This window comes from Marinobacter sp. SS5-14b (assembly GCF_030541005.1).
In the GTDB taxonomy this organism is placed as follows: domain Bacteria; phylum Pseudomonadota; class Gammaproteobacteria; order Pseudomonadales; family Oleiphilaceae; genus Marinobacter.
This window is the reverse complement of the sequence record NZ_JASSVM010000002.1, coordinates 187841-205136: the sequence shown is the minus strand read 5'-3', so window position 1 is coordinate 205136 and position 17296 is coordinate 187841. Positions and strand designations below refer to the sequence as shown.

Annotated in this window: 20 protein-coding genes; all 20 read left to right on the top strand. The window is 57.8% G+C overall.

The features are described 5' to 3' along the window. Positions 1–78 precede the first annotated feature (78 nt). The 20 genes from phnF to atpA all read left to right on the top strand — a co-directional run bounded on the left by phnF (position 79) and on the right by atpA (position 17275). Positions 79–810 carry a phosphonate metabolism transcriptional regulator PhnF gene (gene phnF, locus QPL95_RS04955; RefSeq protein ID WP_233926207.1) on the top strand — a complete coding sequence of 244 codons (732 nt, stop codon included), beginning with the start codon at positions 79–81 and terminating at the stop codon, positions 808–810. After that, the gene (gene phnG / locus QPL95_RS04950) at positions 807–1265 is read left to right on the top strand and encodes a phosphonate C-P lyase system protein PhnG (protein ID WP_303289898.1); all 459 of its coding nucleotides are present in this window, start codon (positions 807–809) and stop codon (positions 1263–1265) included. Before phnF ends, phnG begins: the two co-directional genes overlap by 4 nt. A gap of 2 nt (positions 1266–1267) precedes the next feature. Beyond that, positions 1268–1927: a phosphonate C-P lyase system protein PhnH gene (phnH, locus tag QPL95_RS04945; RefSeq protein WP_303289897.1), complete on the top strand. Its 660-nt coding sequence runs from the start codon at positions 1268–1270 to the stop codon at positions 1925–1927. Position 1928: 1 nt separating this feature from the next. Beyond that, positions 1929–3083 (top strand): carbon-phosphorus lyase complex subunit PhnI, encoded by a 1155-nt coding sequence (locus QPL95_RS04940; protein ID WP_303289896.1) that lies wholly within the window; start codon positions 1929–1931, stop codon positions 3081–3083. Continuing rightward, positions 3080–3964, top strand: a complete 885-nt coding sequence (locus QPL95_RS04935; RefSeq protein WP_303289895.1) for an alpha-D-ribose 1-methylphosphonate 5-phosphate C-P-lyase PhnJ — start codon at positions 3080–3082, stop codon at positions 3962–3964. The genes QPL95_RS04940 and QPL95_RS04935 overlap by 4 nt, the downstream gene beginning before the upstream one ends. Next, positions 3961–4764 (top strand): phosphonate C-P lyase system protein PhnK, encoded by an 804-nt coding sequence (gene phnK / locus QPL95_RS04930; protein WP_303289894.1) that lies wholly within the window; start codon positions 3961–3963, stop codon positions 4762–4764. Before QPL95_RS04935 ends, phnK begins: the two co-directional genes overlap by 4 nt. Before the next feature lie 29 nt (positions 4765–4793). Next, on the top strand, positions 4794–5513 hold the full coding sequence (gene phnL, locus QPL95_RS04925) for a phosphonate C-P lyase system protein PhnL (RefSeq protein ID WP_303289893.1): 720 nt from the start codon (positions 4794–4796) through the stop codon (positions 5511–5513). A 62-nt stretch (positions 5514–5575) separates the two neighbouring features. After that, entirely contained in the window at positions 5576–6712 is a 1137-nt protein-coding gene (locus tag QPL95_RS04920) for an alpha-D-ribose 1-methylphosphonate 5-triphosphate diphosphatase (protein WP_303290385.1), read from the top strand. 30 nt (positions 6713–6742) lie between these two features. Beyond that, positions 6743–7342, top strand: coding sequence for a ribose 1,5-bisphosphokinase (gene phnN / locus QPL95_RS04915; RefSeq protein WP_303289892.1), 600 nt, complete (start codon positions 6743–6745; stop codon positions 7340–7342). Continuing rightward, positions 7332–8096, top strand: a complete 765-nt coding sequence (gene phnP, locus QPL95_RS04910; protein ID WP_303289891.1) for a phosphonate metabolism protein PhnP — start codon at positions 7332–7334, stop codon at positions 8094–8096. The genes phnN and phnP overlap by 11 nt, the downstream gene beginning before the upstream one ends. 434 nt (positions 8097–8530) lie before the next feature. Next, complete coding sequence (gene mnmG / locus QPL95_RS04905) at positions 8531–10417, top strand: tRNA uridine-5-carboxymethylaminomethyl(34) synthesis enzyme MnmG (RefSeq protein ID WP_303289890.1); 1887 nt, start codon at positions 8531–8533, stop codon at positions 10415–10417. A gap of 1 nt (position 10418) precedes the next feature. Next, a complete protein-coding gene (gene rsmG / locus QPL95_RS04900; RefSeq protein ID WP_303289889.1) occupies positions 10419–11066 on the top strand; it encodes a 16S rRNA (guanine(527)-N(7))-methyltransferase RsmG in 648 nt (215 codons plus the stop codon). 23 nt (positions 11067–11089) lie between these two features. Further along, positions 11090–11884: a ParA family protein gene (locus QPL95_RS04895; protein WP_303289888.1), complete on the top strand. Its 795-nt coding sequence runs from the start codon at positions 11090–11092 to the stop codon at positions 11882–11884. A 60-nt stretch (positions 11885–11944) separates the two neighbouring features. Further along, positions 11945–12820, top strand: a complete 876-nt coding sequence (locus QPL95_RS04890; protein ID WP_303290384.1) for a ParB/RepB/Spo0J family partition protein — start codon at positions 11945–11947, stop codon at positions 12818–12820. A gap of 215 nt (positions 12821–13035) precedes the next feature. After that, positions 13036–13428 (top strand): ATP synthase subunit I, encoded by a 393-nt coding sequence (locus QPL95_RS04885; protein WP_303289887.1) that lies wholly within the window; start codon positions 13036–13038, stop codon positions 13426–13428. A 15-nt stretch (positions 13429–13443) separates the two neighbouring features. After that, complete coding sequence (gene atpB, locus QPL95_RS04880) at positions 13444–14313, top strand: F0F1 ATP synthase subunit A (RefSeq protein ID WP_303289886.1); 870 nt, start codon at positions 13444–13446, stop codon at positions 14311–14313. A gap of 53 nt (positions 14314–14366) precedes the next feature. Further along, positions 14367–14594 carry a F0F1 ATP synthase subunit C gene (atpE, locus tag QPL95_RS04875; RefSeq protein WP_303289885.1) on the top strand — a complete coding sequence of 76 codons (228 nt, stop codon included), beginning with the start codon at positions 14367–14369 and terminating at the stop codon, positions 14592–14594. 88 nt (positions 14595–14682) lie between these two features. Beyond that, a complete protein-coding gene (locus tag QPL95_RS04870) occupies positions 14683–15153 on the top strand; it encodes a F0F1 ATP synthase subunit B (protein ID WP_303289884.1) in 471 nt (156 codons plus the stop codon). A gap of 12 nt (positions 15154–15165) precedes the next feature. Then, positions 15166–15702 carry a F0F1 ATP synthase subunit delta gene (locus QPL95_RS04865; RefSeq protein ID WP_303289883.1) on the top strand — a complete coding sequence of 179 codons (537 nt, stop codon included), beginning with the start codon at positions 15166–15168 and terminating at the stop codon, positions 15700–15702. A 28-nt stretch (positions 15703–15730) separates the two neighbouring features. Beyond that, on the top strand, positions 15731–17275 hold the full coding sequence (atpA, locus tag QPL95_RS04860) for a F0F1 ATP synthase subunit alpha (RefSeq protein ID WP_303289882.1): 1545 nt from the start codon (positions 15731–15733) through the stop codon (positions 17273–17275). The last annotated feature ends 21 nt before the right edge of the window (positions 17276–17296 follow it).

Here is a 17296-nt window from a genome sequence, read left to right as displayed (position 1 = left end):
CGGCAACAGCGAAGACATGGCCCGGAAACGGGCCCTTTCGCCTGCACCAGTTGTCTAGACAAGTAAGGAAGAACAACCATGGCCATTTATCAGGATGTGGCGCGTGCCCTGGAAACGGAGATCCGGGAAAAACTCCACAGCGGAGACTATCTCCCCTCCGAAATTCAACTGGCACAGCGCTTTGCCATCAACCGCCACACCGTGCGGCGGGCCATTGATGAGCTGGTTCAGGCCGGAATGGTCCTGCGCCAACAGGGTAAGGGCACGCTGGTACTGGAGCATTCCCTGCAGTACCGGATCGGCGCCCGGGGCCGTTTCAGTGAATCGGTGGAAGCCATGGGCCACCACTCCGAATCCCGTATTACCGGGCGCGGTCTTCTCAGAGCAGACGATGCGCTGGCCCGCAAAATGTGGGTACAACCCGGCACCGAGGTATTTCAGATCGACACCCTGCGCTGCATCGATGGCAAGCCGGTCACACTGATCAGCCACTACCTGCCTACCGAGCATTGTCCGGGCCTGGATCAGCACTACCAGGGCGGCTCTCTGCACGAACTGCTGGAGGCCCGCTATGGCTTTCAGCTGACCCGCAGGCAGGGGCTGATCTCCGCTGGCATGCCGTCCCGCCAGGAATCCCTGCTGCTGCGGTACCCCCGCAACATGCCGTTGCTGAAAATTTGCTCCAACAACCTCTGCACCCGCACCGGAGCGCTGGTGGAGTACAGCGTTTCCCGCAGCCGGGCGGATTGTTTCGAGTACAAGATTGAACCCAGACAGAACCTGACACCGGAAGGAGAGCCTTCGTCATGAGCATTGATAACACCGCCTCGTTGAGCACAGAGGTCGCCGCGCGCCAGCACTGGATGAGTGTGCTGGCCAGGGCTGATGAAGACGGTCTGGAGCAGCATCTGAAGGCTGTCGGCCGCCCTGATTATCGCCACCTACGGGCACCGGAAATCGGTCTGGCCATGGTGCGCGGCCGAACCGGCGGCACCGGCAACCCTTTCAATCTGGGTGAAACCACGCTCACCCGGTGTGTGATTGAGCTGGCCACAGGTACGCGGGGCTTTGGGTATGTCCAGGGCCGCAGTCGCAGGCATGCCGAGTTGGCCGCGGTGTTTGATGCCTTATTGCAGGACAACGCCGGGCTTCAGACAACGGTGATTGAGCCACTTCACAACGAGTGGCTGGCAGCGCGCAGGGCGGAGTCCTGTAAAGCCGCAGCTACCCGCGTGAATTTCATGACCATGGTTCGGGGAGAGTGATCATGACCACGACGGCACAAACAATGACGGCTGTCGCTCTGGACGGCCTTTGTGACGGCTTTGCCGATAGCACGCACCAGGCGCAACAGGTGTTTCGCCGTGTTCTGGCGGCCATGGCGGAACCGGGCACCGTGCACAGCCTGGAGCCCGGCAATGCGCCCGCGCCTTTGTCCTCCGCAGCCTATCAGATTTGCCTGGCACTGCTGGATCAGGAAACGCCGCTGTGGCTGCAACCTGAACTTGCCAGTGCGGCGGTGGTTAACTCCCTCCGGTTCCATTGTGGCTGTGGTATTGCCCACCGTTTAGACAAGGCCGCGTTTGCCTTGATCACTGCAAATGGCGACTGCTCACTGGCGGCCTTTAACCAGGGCACCTTCGAGTATCCGGATCGCTCAGCCACGGTCATCGTGGAGGTGCGCGGTTTGGATGCAGAGCGTGGTGAAAACTGCGGTGAAGAGCGCAGTGAGCTGGTGCTTGAGGGGCCGGGTATCCGCCAGCAGCGCCGGGTTCGCATCGATGGATTTGATGCCGGTTGGATGCAGCGGCTGGCGGACAACCACGCATTATTTCCCTGTGGTGTCGACCTGATCCTCACCTGTGGCAACCAGTTGATGGCGTTGCCCCGAACCACCCGGGCCACCCTCATCGGACAGGAGCACTGATATGTACGTTGCAGTTAAAGGCGGAGAACAAGCCATCGATGCCGCCCATCAGTGGCTGGCAGAACGTCGGCGAGGGCCGAAGGAAACCGGAGAATTGTCGGTATCACAAATCCGCAGCCAGATGCGATTGGCGGTCGACCGGGTGATGACCGAAGGCTCGCTGTATGACCCGGAACTGGCCGCGCTGGCGCTCAAGCAGGCCAGTGGTGATGTGGTTGAGGCGGTCTTTCTGGTCCGCGCCTATCGCAACACCTTGCCCAGGTTTCTGTACACCTGCCCGCTGGACACCCGCACCATGACGATTCAGCGGCGGATATCGGCCGCCTACAAGGATGTGCCCGGTGGCCAGGTGTTGGGGCCAACCTACGACTACACCCATCGCCTGCTGGATTTCACCCTGATGGCCAATGGCGACGCGCCGCAAGGCCCGGAGCCGGCAACCGAGCCACTGGAGGCATGCCCTCGCGTGCTCGAAATGCTCAACCGTGAAGGCCTGATCGAGGGGCCGGACGGTCAAACTGAACAGAGCCCGGGCAATCAGGACCCGGAGCCCGGCGACATCACCCGTGATCCGCTCAGCTACCCGGCTGATCGCAGCGTTCGGCTGCAGGCGCTGGCCCGGGGTGATGAAGGCTTTTTGCTGGCGCTGGGTTACTCCACCCAGCGTGGCTATGGCCGCAATCACCCGTTTGCCGGGGAGATCCGCTATGGCCAGGCAGCGGTTGAAATCGCGCCGGAGGAGCTTGGCTTTCCGGTGGTTATCGGAGACATCGAGATCACTGAATGCGACATGATCAACCAGTTTGGCGGCAACCAGACCGAAGCACCGCGGTTCACCCGGGGCTACGGGCTGGGCTTTGGTCAGTCCGAGCGCAAGGTCATGGCCATGGCGCTGGTGGACCGGGCCCTGCGTGCCCGGGAGCTGGGGGAGGAACTGAGCACGCCGGCCCAGGATGAAGAGTTCGTGCTGTCCCACTGCGACAACCTGGATTCTTCCGGCTTTGTCTCCCATCTGAAGCTGCCCCATTACGTGGATTTCCAGTCCGAACTGGTGCTGTTGCGCCAGCTCCGGCGGGAGTTTCAGCAGCGGTCGGAGCAACGGAGCCCGTCATCCGGGCAGGTCAGCAGCGAGTCGAAACAGGAGTCGGAAGCATGAGTACCCAGCTGGCAAACAGTATTGATGCAGGTGGCTACAACTTTGCCTACCTGGACGAACAGACCAAACGCATGATCCGGCGAGGGCTGCTGAAAGCAGTGGCCATTCCTGGCTACCAGGTGCCTTTTGGTGGCCGGGAAATGCCTTTGCCCTATGGCTGGGGTACCGGTGGTATGCAGGTTACTGCCACGGTGATTGGCCAGGACGATACCCTGAAAGTGATTGATCAGGGGGCTGACGACACCACCAACGCAGTCAGCATCCGCCGCTTCTTTGCCCGCACGGCCGGCGTGAAAACCACTGAGCTGACCACCGAGGCGAGTGTCATTCAGACCCGTCACCGGATTCCGGAAACACCGCTGCAGGCTGGCCAGATTCTGGTGTATCAGGTACCCATTCCCGACCCGCTGCGCTTCATTGAGCCCCGGGAAGTGGAGACCCGCACCATGCACGCCCTGCAGGAATACGGCGTGATGCACGTAAAACTGTACGAAGACATTGCCCGGCACGGCCACATTGCCACCACCTACGCCTACCCGGTGAAGGTCAATGACCACTACGTGATGGACCCGTCCCCGATTCCCAAGTTCGATAACCCGAAAATGGACGACAGTCCTGCGCTGCAGCTGTTCGGGGCAGGCCGGGAAAAACGGATTTACGCGGTGCCTCCCTTTACCCGCGTGCGCAGTCTGGATTTTGAAGATCATCCCTTTGAAATCCAGCGCTGGGACGAAAGCTGTGAATTCTGCGGAGCGACGGAATCGTTTCTGGACGAGGTCATCACCAACGATCAGGGCGGCCGAATATACGTTTGCTCAGACACCGACTATTGCCGTCAGCGGCAACACACAACACCCAAAAAACAGGAGGCCTACCCATGATTCAGGCAGCACAGGCGTTGCCGGAAGAAGCGACACCGCTGCTTCAGGTTCAGGGGGTTCGCAAACTCTATGCACCCGGCAAAGGTGTGGATGGCGTGGATTTTGATCTCTATCCCGGTGAAGTGCTGGGGATCGTGGGCGAGTCGGGCTCCGGTAAAACCACTCTGCTGGGTTGCCTGTCCGGTGCGCTGATGCCGGACGAGGGTAGGGTGCTGTATCGCAATCGTGATGATCGGGAGCTGGATCTCTACAACATCCCGGAAAGTGATCGCCGCAGTTTATTGCGTACCGAGTGGGGTGTCGTGCACCAGCATGCCCGGGACGGTCTGCGCATGGGTGTCAGCGCTGGTGCCAATATCGGTGAACGGCTGATGGCCGTGGGATGTCGGCACTACGGTCAGCTGCGGGAAGCCGGTGAAAGCTGGCTGCGGGAGGTTGAGATAGACCCGGCCCGGATCAACGACACGCCGCGTACTTTCTCGGGTGGCATGCAGCAACGGCTGCAAATTGCCCGCAACCTGGTGACCAGCCCGCGGCTGGTGTTCATGGATGAACCCACGGGTGGGCTGGATGTCTCCGTGCAGGCCCGGCTGTTGGACCTGTTGCGCAACCTGGTGATGGATCTGGGCCTGGCTGTGGTGCTGGTAACTCACGATCTGGCGGTCGCAAGACTGCTGTCTCACCGCCTGATGGTGATGAAGCAGGGCAAGGTGGTAGAGCACGGCCTGACCGATCAGGTGCTGGATGATCCGCGCCACCCCTACACCCAGCTGCTGGTGTCCTCGGTACTGGGCAACTGATCGGCGACGACGGAGAGAGACTTCAAACCATGACTGCAATGATCCGTGTAGACAACCTGTGCAAGGGCTTCACCCTGCACAACCAGGGCGGCGTGTCTTACCAGGTGCTCAACCAGGTAAGTTTCAGCGTTGCCCGGGGCGAATGTGTGGTGCTGGATGGGCCGTCTGGCTCGGGCAAGAGCACTTTGCTGCGCTCCCTGTACGCCAACTATAAGCCGGAATGCGGCCGAGTCTGGATTCGCCACAATGATTCAGAAATAGACCTGGTCAGCGCCTTGCCCAGGGATGTGATCGATGTTCGAAAACACACCATCGGCTATGTCAGCCAGTTTCTGCGGGTGATTCCCCGGGTTTCCACACTTGATGTGGTGATGGAGCCGGCCCGCCGCCTGGGAGTCAGCCGCGAAGACAGCCTGGCCCGGGCCCAGGATCTGCTGACCAGGCTGAACATCCCGGAGCGGCTTTGGAGCCTTGCGCCATCGACCTTCAGCGGCGGCGAACAACAGCGGGTGAACATCGCCCGGGGTTTTGTGGTGGATTACCCGGTGCTGTTGCTGGATGAGCCAACCGCGTCACTGGATGCCGGTAACCGGGATGTCGTGGTGGACCTGATTCGGGGCGCCCGAAACCGGGGCTCGGCCATTGTCGGCATTTTCCACGACGCCGATGTCAGAAACCGGGTTGCCGACCGTGCCATCGCACTGAGCGCCCGAAAAACGCACGTTGCAGCAGAGGAGACACAGGCATGAGCGTGATGGATTTGAACCCCGTTGAAACCCGTTCCGGCAGCCGCTTCGGGCGGGCGGACTCGATGGTGTTAACCAACGCCCGGGTGGTCACCGAGAACGACATCTTTGACGGAACCGTGCATGTCCGTGACGGCAAGATTGACGACATCGCACGGGGCCGCTCACAGGTGGCCGGCGCACTCGATTGCGGGGCCTCGATATTGATGCCGGGCATGGTGGAACTGCACACCGATAATCTGGAAAAACATATCTCGCCAAGGCCGGGGGTACTCTGGCCTTCGGTACCGTCGGTCATTACCCATGATGCCCAGATTGTCGCCTCGGGTATTACCACCGTGTTTGATGCCATCTCGGTGGGAGATGTTGTCGCTGGCAGCACGCGCCTGAAAACCCTCGAGACCATGGTGAATGCCCTGGCGCTCTGCAAACGGGACAACATGCTGAGGGCAGACCACTTTCTGCACCTGAGGTGTGAGGTCAGCCACCGGGATGCGCTGGACATGTTCCAGTCCCTGGTGGATCAGCCCATGCTGCAACTGGTGTCCATCATGGACCACTCACCGGGGCAGCGGCAGTTCGTCAATCTCGACAAATACCGGGAATACTACATGGGCAAGCACTGCCTGAGTGCTGCCCAGATGGAAGAGTTCATCGTCACCCGTCAGGAAGACAGCCGGCAATTCAGCGATCGCTACCGCAAGGCGATTGCCGCCATCTGTCAGGCCCGGGGCATCCCCATGGCCAGCCACGATGATGCGACCGTCGATCATGTCGACGAATCCGCCGGTTTCGGGATGAACATTGCGGAATTTCCGACCACGCTGGAGGCTGCCCGCGCCTCTCATCAGCGCGGCATGATGGTGATGATGGGCGCACCCAATGTTGTTCGGGGCGGCTCCCATTCCGGTAACATCGCCGCCGCCGCGCTGGCGGAAGAAGGCGTACTCGATATTCTGTCTTCCGACTACTACCCGGCCAGTATGCTCGACGCCGCGTTCCGCCTGGCCCGCATGGACACCAATGACTATGATCTTCCCAGGGCCATTGGCACCGTCACCGCGGTACCGGCTCGCTGCGCTGGATTGCAGGATCGGGGTTCCATCGAGGTGGGTAAGCGGGCGGATCTGGTACTGGTGAGTGAATGTGGTGAACAACCGCTGATCGAATCCGTGTGGTGCTCAGGCAAGCGCGTCTACTGATAGCTGGCTGATAACAGAAGGGAGCCTGCAGTGGCTGGCAAACTGTTTTATCTGATGGGATCGTCCGGAGCCGGCAAGGATTCGCTGCTGAAGCTTTGCCTGGACCGTCTGCAGGACCAACCGGTGCTGGTGGCCCATCGCTACATTACCCGGTTGCCGGAGCAGGAGGGCGAGAATCATATCTGGTTACCGGCGGCCGAATTCCGGAAACGGCGGGCACTGGACCTCTTCGCCCTGTGCTGGAGTGCCAATGGCTTCGACTATGGCATCGGGTGTGAAATCGATCTCTGGCTGGCCCGGGGTCACCACGTTCTCGTCAACGGCTCCCGTGCGTTTCTGGCACAGGCGCAGGAACGCTACGGCTCAGCGCTGATTCCGGTACTGATCAAGGTGGCGCCAGATCAACTCAGGCGTCGCCTGATAAACCGGGGCCGGGAAACACCGGCGGAGGTGGAGAACCGAGTGGCCCGAGCAGCGCGCTTTGCCGCCAGCATCCCGCCTGGAACGGCCACGGTGGATAACAGCGGTGAACTGGAACAGGCTTATTGTCAGCTGGCTGACTTACTGAATTTGCCGGCGGATGCTTTGGCTGAAAACGCGTTGTCGGAACGGGCAGCCAATGAATCTTGAACTGGAATTTCTGGGCACCGCGGATGCCCGCCGGGTACCGGTCTATGGTTGCCGGTGTCGCGCCTGTGAGCGGGCGAGGAACGACCCCCGGTATGTCCGCCGCCCGTGCAGTGCGCTGATCCGTGCCGAGGGCTACCAGATGATGCTGGATGCCGGCCGAACCGACCTGTGTGAGACCTTTGCGCCTGGCACCATCCAGTCGGTGCTGGTGACCCACTACCATATGGATCACGTGATGGGGTTGTTTCATCTGCGCTGGGGCGCCGGGCATACGCTACCGGTGCATGGCCCGGATGATCCCGACGGCTGTGATGATCTTTACAAACACCCGGGCATACTGCAGTTCCAACCCCCTCTGGCGCCGTTCGTGCCGACCGACATCGGGCCCTTCACGGTCACACCGCTGCCCCTGAACCACTCGAAACCGACGCTGGGATATGGCATCGAGTATCGCGGTATCCGGTTAGCCTATCTGACCGACACCGTGGGTTTGCCAGACCCCACCACCGCCTGGCTTCAGCAGTCGCCGCTGGCACTCATGGTGCTGGATTGCAGCGTACCCCCCAAACCCAACCCACCCAGAAACCACAATGATCTCAACCTGGCGTTGGCACTGGTTGAGCAGATCCGTCCGGAGAAGACATTGCTGACTCACCTGGGCCATCAACTGGACGACTACCTGATGTCAGCCCCCGAGCTGCCGGACGGGGTTGAAGTGGCTTTTGACGGTCGGGTGGTTGAGCTCAGAAGGTGACGCGTAAAACATGCGCTCCGGTACTTCTCAGGTAAGCGCCCATATACCTGCCACTGTTAACCTGAAAATCTGTGGATAATTTATTGGAAAAACTACGGATAAGTGTTGGATTACTTTACTAAGATCTTTAAAAATCAATGTGTTAAGGTGTTTTTCAGGCGAGATTCAAGTGTTGTGGAATGTGGATAACTTTCTTGAAAACTTTTCTGAACAGGTGATCACAAGCGTCTGAAAAGCATAAAATTTCGGTTTTCACCTAGACTAGCATTGCGTTGAATCCAGCTGGATTTCACGGTGATTGCTGGTCCGTTCTTTTCTATGTGCGTTAATCTGGTTAAAATTTGCTCATTCCAACTGCAATTTCCCCGGCGAGGCGTTATACTCGCCGCCCTGTTTTTATACCCTTTTTGTCAGCCCGATTTTTGAGGTGAAGAGTGGAGTTTCCGACCCGTTTCGATGTCATTGTCATTGGTGGTGGCCATGCCGGTACCGAAGCCGCTTTGGCGGCCGCACGTATGGGTTCGCAAACCCTGCTGCTGACCCACAACATTGAAACTCTGGGGCAGATGTCCTGTAACCCGGCCATCGGTGGCATCGGCAAGAGCCACCTGGTGAAAGAAATCGACGCGCTGGGCGGGGCCATGGCCCGCGCCACTGACCAGGCCGGCATCCAGTTCCGGGTACTGAACAGCCGTAAAGGCCCGGCGGTGCGCGCCACCCGTGCTCAGGCCGACCGAATTCTGTACAAGGCGGCCATTCGTCATACCCTGGAAAACCAGCCAAACCTGACGTTGTTCCAGCAGGCAGCCGATGACCTGATTGTGGAAAACGACCAGGTGGTGGGTGTGGTTACCCAGACGGGTATCCGTTTCAACGCCAAAACCGTGGTACTGACCACCGGTACCTTCCTGGGCGGAGTTATCCACATCGGCATGCAGAACCACGCTGGCGGCCGTGCCGGTGATGCCCCTGCCAATGCTCTGGCTCGCCGTCTGAGGGAGTTACCCTTCAATGTTGGTCGCCTGAAAACCGGTACACCGCCGCGTATCGATGCCCGCACCGTCGACTTTTCAGTGATGCAAAAACAGTGGGGCGACGATCCGACACCGGTGATGTCATTTATTGGCAGCCGCGACGAGCACCCGGAGCAAATCTGCTGCTACGTTACCCGTACCACCGAAGAAACCCACGACATCATCCGCAGTGGTTTTGATCGCTCGCCGATGTTTGCCGGCACCATCGAAGGTGTGGGCCCGCGCTATTGCCCGTCCATCGAGGATAAGGTCAATCGCTTCGCGGACAAGGATTCGCACCAGATTTTTGTCGAGCCCGAAGGCCTGACCACCAATGAGCTGTACCCCAACGGCATTTCCACCAGCCTGCCGTTTGATATCCAGCTGAAGGCGGTGCAGTCGATTCCCGGCTTTGAAAATGCCCACATCCTGCGCCCGGGCTACGCCATCGAATATGATTACCTGAACCCCCAGGACCTGCGCCACACCCTGGAAACCAAGTTTATCCAGGGCCTGTATTTTGCGGGCCAGATCAACGGTACCACTGGTTACGAAGAAGCCGGTGCCCAGGGTTTGCTGGCGGGGATTAACGCGGCCCTGCGCGCTCAGGACAAAGACGAATGGTACCCGCGCCGGGACGAAGCCTACCTGGGCGTGCTGGTGGATGACCTGATTACCATGGGTACCCAGGAGCCCTACCGCATGTTTACCAGCCGTGCCGAATACCGGCTGATTTTGCGGGAAGACAACGCCGACCTGCGCCTGACTGAAACCGGTCGCAAGCTGGGCCTTGTAGATGACGAGCGCTGGCAGAAGTTCAGTGCTAAAAGTGAGGCCATTACCAAAGAGCGCAATCGTCTGGAGAGCACCCGCATTCATCCAGGCACCGATGCCGGTGAGCGTGCGAACAGCTATTTAAAGCAGCCGATGACCCGTGACCAGTCTCTGGCTGAGCTGCTGCGTCGTCCGGAAATGGCGTATCAGCACATTGCCGATATAGCTGCCGAGCAGGCGGATGATCCGAACGTCGCCGAGCAGGTTGAAATCGAGATTAAGTACGAAGGCTACATTTCCCGCCAGGCGGACGAGATTGAGCGTTTGCGCAGAAATGAGAATACTCGCCTGCCTGTTGATCTGGATTACGAGGTGATCGGCGGGCTGTCCAATGAGATCAAGCAGAAACTGCAAGCGGTGCGCCCGGAAACCGTAGCTCAGGCCTCCCGTATTCAGGGCGTGACCCCGGCCGCGGTCAGCCAGATTCTGGTGCACTTGAAAAAACGGGATCTGCTGAGAAAGCAAAGCGCCTGATATGACGTATCCACAGCAATGGCAAGGTCAGCTCCGTGACGGGTTGACCGCAATGAACCTTGCCCTGACTGACAGCCAGCAACAGCAGTTGCTGGCTTTTCTGGCTCTACTGAACAAATGGAATAAGGCCTACAACCTGACGGCCGTCCGCGATGAGCGCGAGATGGTGTCTCGCCAGTTGCTGGACAGCCTGAGTATCCTGCCCTGGGTGACCACCGAACATCTGCTCGATGTGGGTGCCGGCGGTGGTTTACCCGGCATTCCACTGGCCATCGTGTTTCCTGACAAGCGGTTTACCCTGCTCGACAGCAACGGCAAGAAAACCCGCTTCCTGAATCAGTGTGTGCTGGAGCTAGGCCTGAACAATGTCGAGGTGATTCACGGCCGGGCTGAAGACTGTCAGCTAGAGCAGCCTTACAGCCAGATCAGCAGTCGGGCTTTTACCGCGCTGGAAAATCTGGTGACCTGGTGCGGCCAGTTGCTGACGAGTGATGGCCAGTTCCTTGCCATGAAAGGTCAGTATCCGGATGATGAAGTGGCTGCCCTTCCGGCCGGCTGGCAGGTAGAATCCAGCCATTCCCTGAAGGTTCCCGGCGCAGACGGCGAACGGCATTTGCTGATCGTCAGCCGGAGCAACCCATCCCGGTAACCCGAAACAGCAGGAGGCAAAGCATGGCGCGCGTGATTGCAGTGACCAATCAGAAAGGCGGTGTGGGCAAAACCACCACCTGCGTCAACCTTGCAGCTTCTTTGGCGGCAACCAAGCGCCGGGTGCTGTTGGTCGACATGGACCCTCAGGGTAATGCCACCATGGGCAGCGGTGTGGATAAAAACGCGCTGCAGGTGTCTGGCTATGATCTGCTGACCAAGCGGGCGACGGCTGAAGAGGTGATTGTGCGGGCTGAACCTGGCGGGTTTGATGTGTTGCCGGCCAATGGTGACCTGACCGCCGCCGAGGTGGAGCTGATGAACGAAATCGGCCGTGAACACCGTCTGCGCCTGTCCCTGAACAGTATTCGGGAAAATTATGACTACATACTGATCGACTGCCCGCCGTCTCTGAATCTGCTGACGGTAAACTCCCTGTCCGCCGCGGATTCTGTGCTGATTCCGATGCAATGCGAGTATTACGCGCTGGAAGGTCTGGCCGCGCTGATGAATACCGTTGAGCAAATCAAGGAAACGGTCAATCCCAACCTGGAAGTGGAAGGCATCCTGCGCACCATGTATGACCCACGCAACAGCCTGACGCTGGATGTTTCGGGGCAACTCAGTGAGTATTTTGGCGATAAAGTCTACCGGGCCGTTATTCCACGCAACGTCCGCCTGGCGGAAGCCCCCAGTTACGGTATGCCGGCCCTGAATTACGACAAAACCTCCAAGGGCGCGATTGCGTACCTGGCCATGGCCGGTGAAATGGTGCGTCGGCATGGATCAAAAAAGACATCCGCAGCCGTTGCGGTGTAACATAGCTCGCCGTCAGGCAACCATGCATCCATTATTTCAACAGGAAGAATGACAACTACCATGGCGGCGAAGAAGCGAGGCTTGGGCGAACGAGGTTTGGGGGCTCTCCTGCAGGGCTCCAGAGTCAACCTCAATCAGGAAACCACCAACCGCGACGGCGAAATGCGGGACATTCCCGTTGATCTGATTCAGCGCGGGCGCTACCAGCCCCGGCGCGATATGGATCCGGCGGCGCTGCAGGAACTGGCCGACTCCATTCGTCAGCAGGGCGTAATGCAGCCCGTTGTTGTTCGCCCCATCGCCGAAGGCCGTTATGAGTTAATTGCCGGTGAGCGCCGCTGGCGGGCAACCCAGATAGCGGAGCTCGACCGCATACCGGCGATCATTCGGGAAGTGCCGGACGAAGCCGCCATCGCGATGGCGCTGATCGAGAATATTCAGCGCGAAAACCTGAACCCCATAGAAGAAGCCTTCGCGCTGCAGCGACTGCAGGAAGAGTTTGGACTCACCCAGGCCCAGGTTGCCGAAGCGGTTGGCAAGTCCCGCACCACCATCACCAACCTGCTGCGCCTGATTGGTCTGACCGAAGACGTGCGCACCATGCTGGAACATGGCGACCTTGAAATGGGCCACGGCCGCGCTATGCTGACTCTGCCGCCGGAACAACAGATGCAGGTGGCCCGCCAGGTTGTGGCGAAGTCCTTGTCTGTCCGGCAAACCGAAGCACTGGTGCGTCGTGTCCAGCAGGAAAAGCCAGCGGAAGAACCGGAAACCCGTCAGGCCCTGGACCCCAACATCCGTGCATTACAGGACGACCTTTCGGACCGTTTGGGAGCCCGGGTATCCATTGCCCACGGCAAACGGGGCAAGGGTAAAGTGGTTATAGAGTACACATCTCTGGATGAACTCGACGGTATTCTGGGCCATATCCGATAACGCCGAAAAATTTAGCGAAATCATCCAAACGTCCTGTTTTTTCTCCTAAACACCAGATGTGGTTGTGCAACCTCTTGCCGGGCACAACTTGTGTGAAGATTTGATATTCTTTCGTGTGCCCTGGTTAAAAATTGGCCGGTTTTTCCATCCGGTTCTGTTGAACACCTACCGGTTAACACATATAATTCCGCGCGCTTGGAATGACAGTAGGTGATATGAGCCGTTTGAAGAAAGCCATCACGTACGTGCCGCTGGCAAAGTGGCTGACTATAGAGATGGCGGCTCTGATTGTTCTGAGCCTGTTGTGGTTTACAGAAAGTCGTTTGGCCGGTTATTCCGCATTCATCGGCGGTCTTATTTTTGTCATACCAAACGCGTATTTTGCCCATCGGACGTTCCGATATCAGGGCGCCCGCCAGGTGCATGTGGCGGTGGGTAACATGTTCAGGGCCGAAAGCATCAAGCTGGCCCTTACCGCAGTGTTTTTTGCGGCCGTTTTCACTTTAATGGAGCCAGTACACGTACCGGCTCTGTTATTCACTTTTGCTGTGATGGTTGTGTTGGGTACGGCATTACGCTGGCTCATCCGGCCGCGACCACAGCGATGACTGGACGAGAGCAGTATGGCAGCTGATACCCCAGTAGAGTATATAAAACACCACCTTACCAACCTTACCTATGGCAAGCTTCAACCATTGGAAAATGGTGAACCTTACGTTCGTGCCGACGGCTCGATCGTCGAGGAGGCAACCTGGACGTTTGCAAGAACGGCTCAGGAAGCCGCCGACATGGGTTTCATGGCGTTTCACGTGGATACCCTTGGTTGGTCCATTGCAATGGGCGTTCTGTTCCTGGGGCTGTTCCGTTACGCGGCGACTCGCGCAACGGCCGGAATTCCGAGTGGTCTGCAGAATCTGGTTGAAATAACCTTCGAATTCATTCAGGGCCTTGTTCGTGACGTCTTCCACGGCAAAAACCCGCTGATTGCACCGTTGGCATTGACGATTTTCGTCTGGATCTTGCTGATGAACGTCCTGAAGCTGATTCCAGTGGATTTTATCCCGTCCGTGGCCCACGCCATGGGGCTGGAATACTTCAAGATCGTTCCGACCACCGATCCAAACGCTACCTTTGGTATGTCGTTTGGCGTGTTCCTGCTTATCTTGTTCTACAGTTTCAAGGTCAAAGGTGTAGGTGGCTTCACCAAGGAGCTGGCCTTTAATCCGTTCAATCACTGGTCTATGGTTCCGGTCAACCTGATGCTCGAGATCTTGGCTCTGATCATCAAGCCAATCAGTCTGGCGCTGCGTTTGTTTGGTAACATGTATGCCGGTGAAGTAGTGTTTATCCTCATCGCCTTGTTGCCGTTGTGGGTCCAGTGGACACTGAACGTACCCTGGGCGATTTTCCACATACTGGTTATCCCGCTTCAGGCCTTTATTTTTACAGTGCTGACTGTGGTTTACCTCAGTGCGGCGCACGAAGATCACTGATTAACCCTTTAATACACTAACCCTTAACTATCTGAAAAACTGAGGAGTCTTCAATGGAAATGGTATATATCGCAGCTGCGTTGATCATCGGTCTGGGCGCTCTGGGCGCTGGTATCGGTTTTGGTCTGCTGGGTGGCAAACTGCTCGAGTCCACCGCGCGTCAGCCAGAAATGGCTAACCAGCTGCAAACCAAAGCATTCATCATGGCTGGTCTGCTCGACGCGGTTCCCATGATCGGTGTTGGTATCGCGATGTACCTGATCTTCGTTGTTGCTGGTTAATCAAACCGAGAATTGAGGGCGCAGGTGCCTGTCACCGCGCCCGATTTCCGGAAACCAGGACGCAACGAATAGCAAGAGGTATATTGCCGTGAATATAAACCTTACGTTGATAGGGCAATCGATTGCCTTCGCTATTTTCGTCTGGTTCTGCGTCAAATATGTGTGGCCGCCAATTACGGCAGCCATGGAAGCGCGCCAGAAGAAAATTGCAGACGGCCTTTCCGCTGCAGATCGTGCATCGCTTGATCTTGAGCTCGCTCAGGAAAAAGCCACGAAAGAAATGCAGAAAGCGAAAGAAGAAGCTGCAGCCCTGATTGACCAGGCCAACAAGCGTGCCGCCCAGATCGTCGAAGCCTCCAAGGACGACGCTCGCAAAGAAGGCGAAAAGCTTATTGAACAGGCTAGGGCCGAAATTCAACAGGAGCGTGTTCAGGCTCGCGACGCACTCAGAAACGAAGTGGCAGCTCTGGCTGTTGCGGGTGCCGAGAAGATTCTGGAAACCTCTGTAGACGCCAAAGCTCACAGCGAGATGCTGGAAAAGCTGGCCGCAGAACTCTAAAAGAGGGTCATCATGGCAGAACTTACAACGTTAGCCCGACCCTACGCGAAAGCCGTTTTCAAAGCCGCGCAGGACCAGAACGCTGTTGATCTTTGGGATCAGGCACTGGCTTTCGCAGCCCAGGTTGCGGCTGACCAAGAGGTAAAGAACATTCTGGCCAACCCCGGCCTGTCTGAGCAACGCAAGGCGGAACTCTTCGCGGACTGTTTTGAAGAGCCGCTGCCTGAAGCACTCAGAAACTTCCTGTTGATTCTTGCTGAAAACAAGCGTCTGGCCCTGCTGCCAGAAATTTCTGCTTTGTTCGCCCTGTATCGTGCAGATGTGGAGCGATCCGTTAAGCTGACAATCGATACCGCATTCGAATTGTCTGGCGACGAACAACAGAAACTGATTGACGCATTGTCCAGAAAGCTGGAGCGCAAGGTTGAGCTTGAAACCGCAGTGGATCAGTCTCTGATCGGCGGCGTGGTAGTACGCACAGGCGACCTGGTTATCGACGCTTCAGTCCGTGGCAAATTGGCCAGAATGGCCAAGGCTCTGGGCTCCTGATTTCAGCACAAGGTTTGAGGACAAAGGCATGCAGCAACTGAATCCATCCGAGATCAGTGAGATCATCAAGAAGAGAATCGAGAAACTCGACATCTCTTCCGAAGCAAAGAACGAAGGTACGATCCTGTCTGTTTCTGACGGTATCGTACTGATTCACGGTCTGGCCGACGTTATGTACGGCGAGATGATTGAATTTGCCAATGGCACATTCGGTATGGCGCTGAACCTGGAGCGTGATTCCGTTGGTGCGGTTGTTCTGGGCGACTACGAAGAACTGGCCGAAGGTCAGAAAGTTCGTTGTACCGGTCGTATCCTGGAAGTTCCTGTTGGTAACGAACTGCTGGGTCGCGTAGTCGACGGTCTGGGTAACCCGATCGACGGCAAAGGTGAGCTGGGCAACACGCTGACCGCTCCGGTTGAGAAGGTTGCACCGGGCGTTATCGCTCGTCAGTCCGTTGACGAGCCAGTTCAGACCGGCCTGAAAGCCATCGACACCATGGTGCCGATCGGTCGTGGCCAGCGTGAGCTGATCATCGGTGACCGTCAGATCGGTAAGACTGCGGTGGCGATCGACGCGATCATCAACCAGAAAAACACCGGTATCAAGTGTATCTACGTGGCCGTTGGCCAGAAGCAGTCGTCCATCGCTGCCGTAGTTCGCAAACTGGAAGAGCACGGCGCTATGGACCACACCATCGTGGTTGCTGCCGGTGCCGCGGATCCGGCCGCCATGCAGTTCCTGGCACCGTACTCCGGTACTTCCATGGGTGAATTCTTCCGTGACCGCGGCGAAGACGCTCTGATTGTATACGACGACCTCTCCAAGCAGGCCGTTGCCTACCGTCAGATTTCCCTGTTGCTGCGTCGTCCGCCAGGACGTGAAGCTTACCCAGGTGACGTTTTCTACCTGCACTCCCGTCTGCTGGAGCGCGCATCCCGCGTAAACGCTGACTACGTTGAGCAGTTCACCAACGGTGAAGTGAAAGGCAAGACCGGTTCCCTGACCGCTCTGCCGATCATCGAAACCCAGGCCGGTGACGTTTCTGCGTTCGTTCCGACCAACGTGATTTCCATCACCGACGGTCAGATCTTCCTGGAAACCAACCTGTTCAACTCGGGTATCCGTCCGGCCATGAACGCCGGTATCTCGGTATCCCGGGTCGGTGGTGCAGCTCAGACCAAGATCATGAAAAAGCTCGGCGGTAACATCCGTCTGGCCCTGGCCCAGTACCGGGAACTGGCGGCTTTCGCCCAGTTCGCTTCTGACCTTGATGAAGCAACCCGTAAGCAGCTGGAGCACGGTCAGCGCGTAACCGAGCTGATGAAGCAGAACCAATACAGCCCGATGACCGTCGCGGAAATGGGTACTGTACTGTTCGCAGCCAACGAAGGCTTCCTTGACGATGTTGATGTTAACAAGGTTGTGAAGTTTGAAGCACAGCTGCTGGACTGGATGCGGTCCGAGCAGAAAGATCTTCTCGAGAAGATCGGTGCTGAAGGCAGCTTCAACGACGACATCGCTGCCGGCCTGAAAGCTGCTCTGGAAAAATTCAAGACCACTCAGAGCTGGTAAATCCAATGGGCCCGCCAGTGT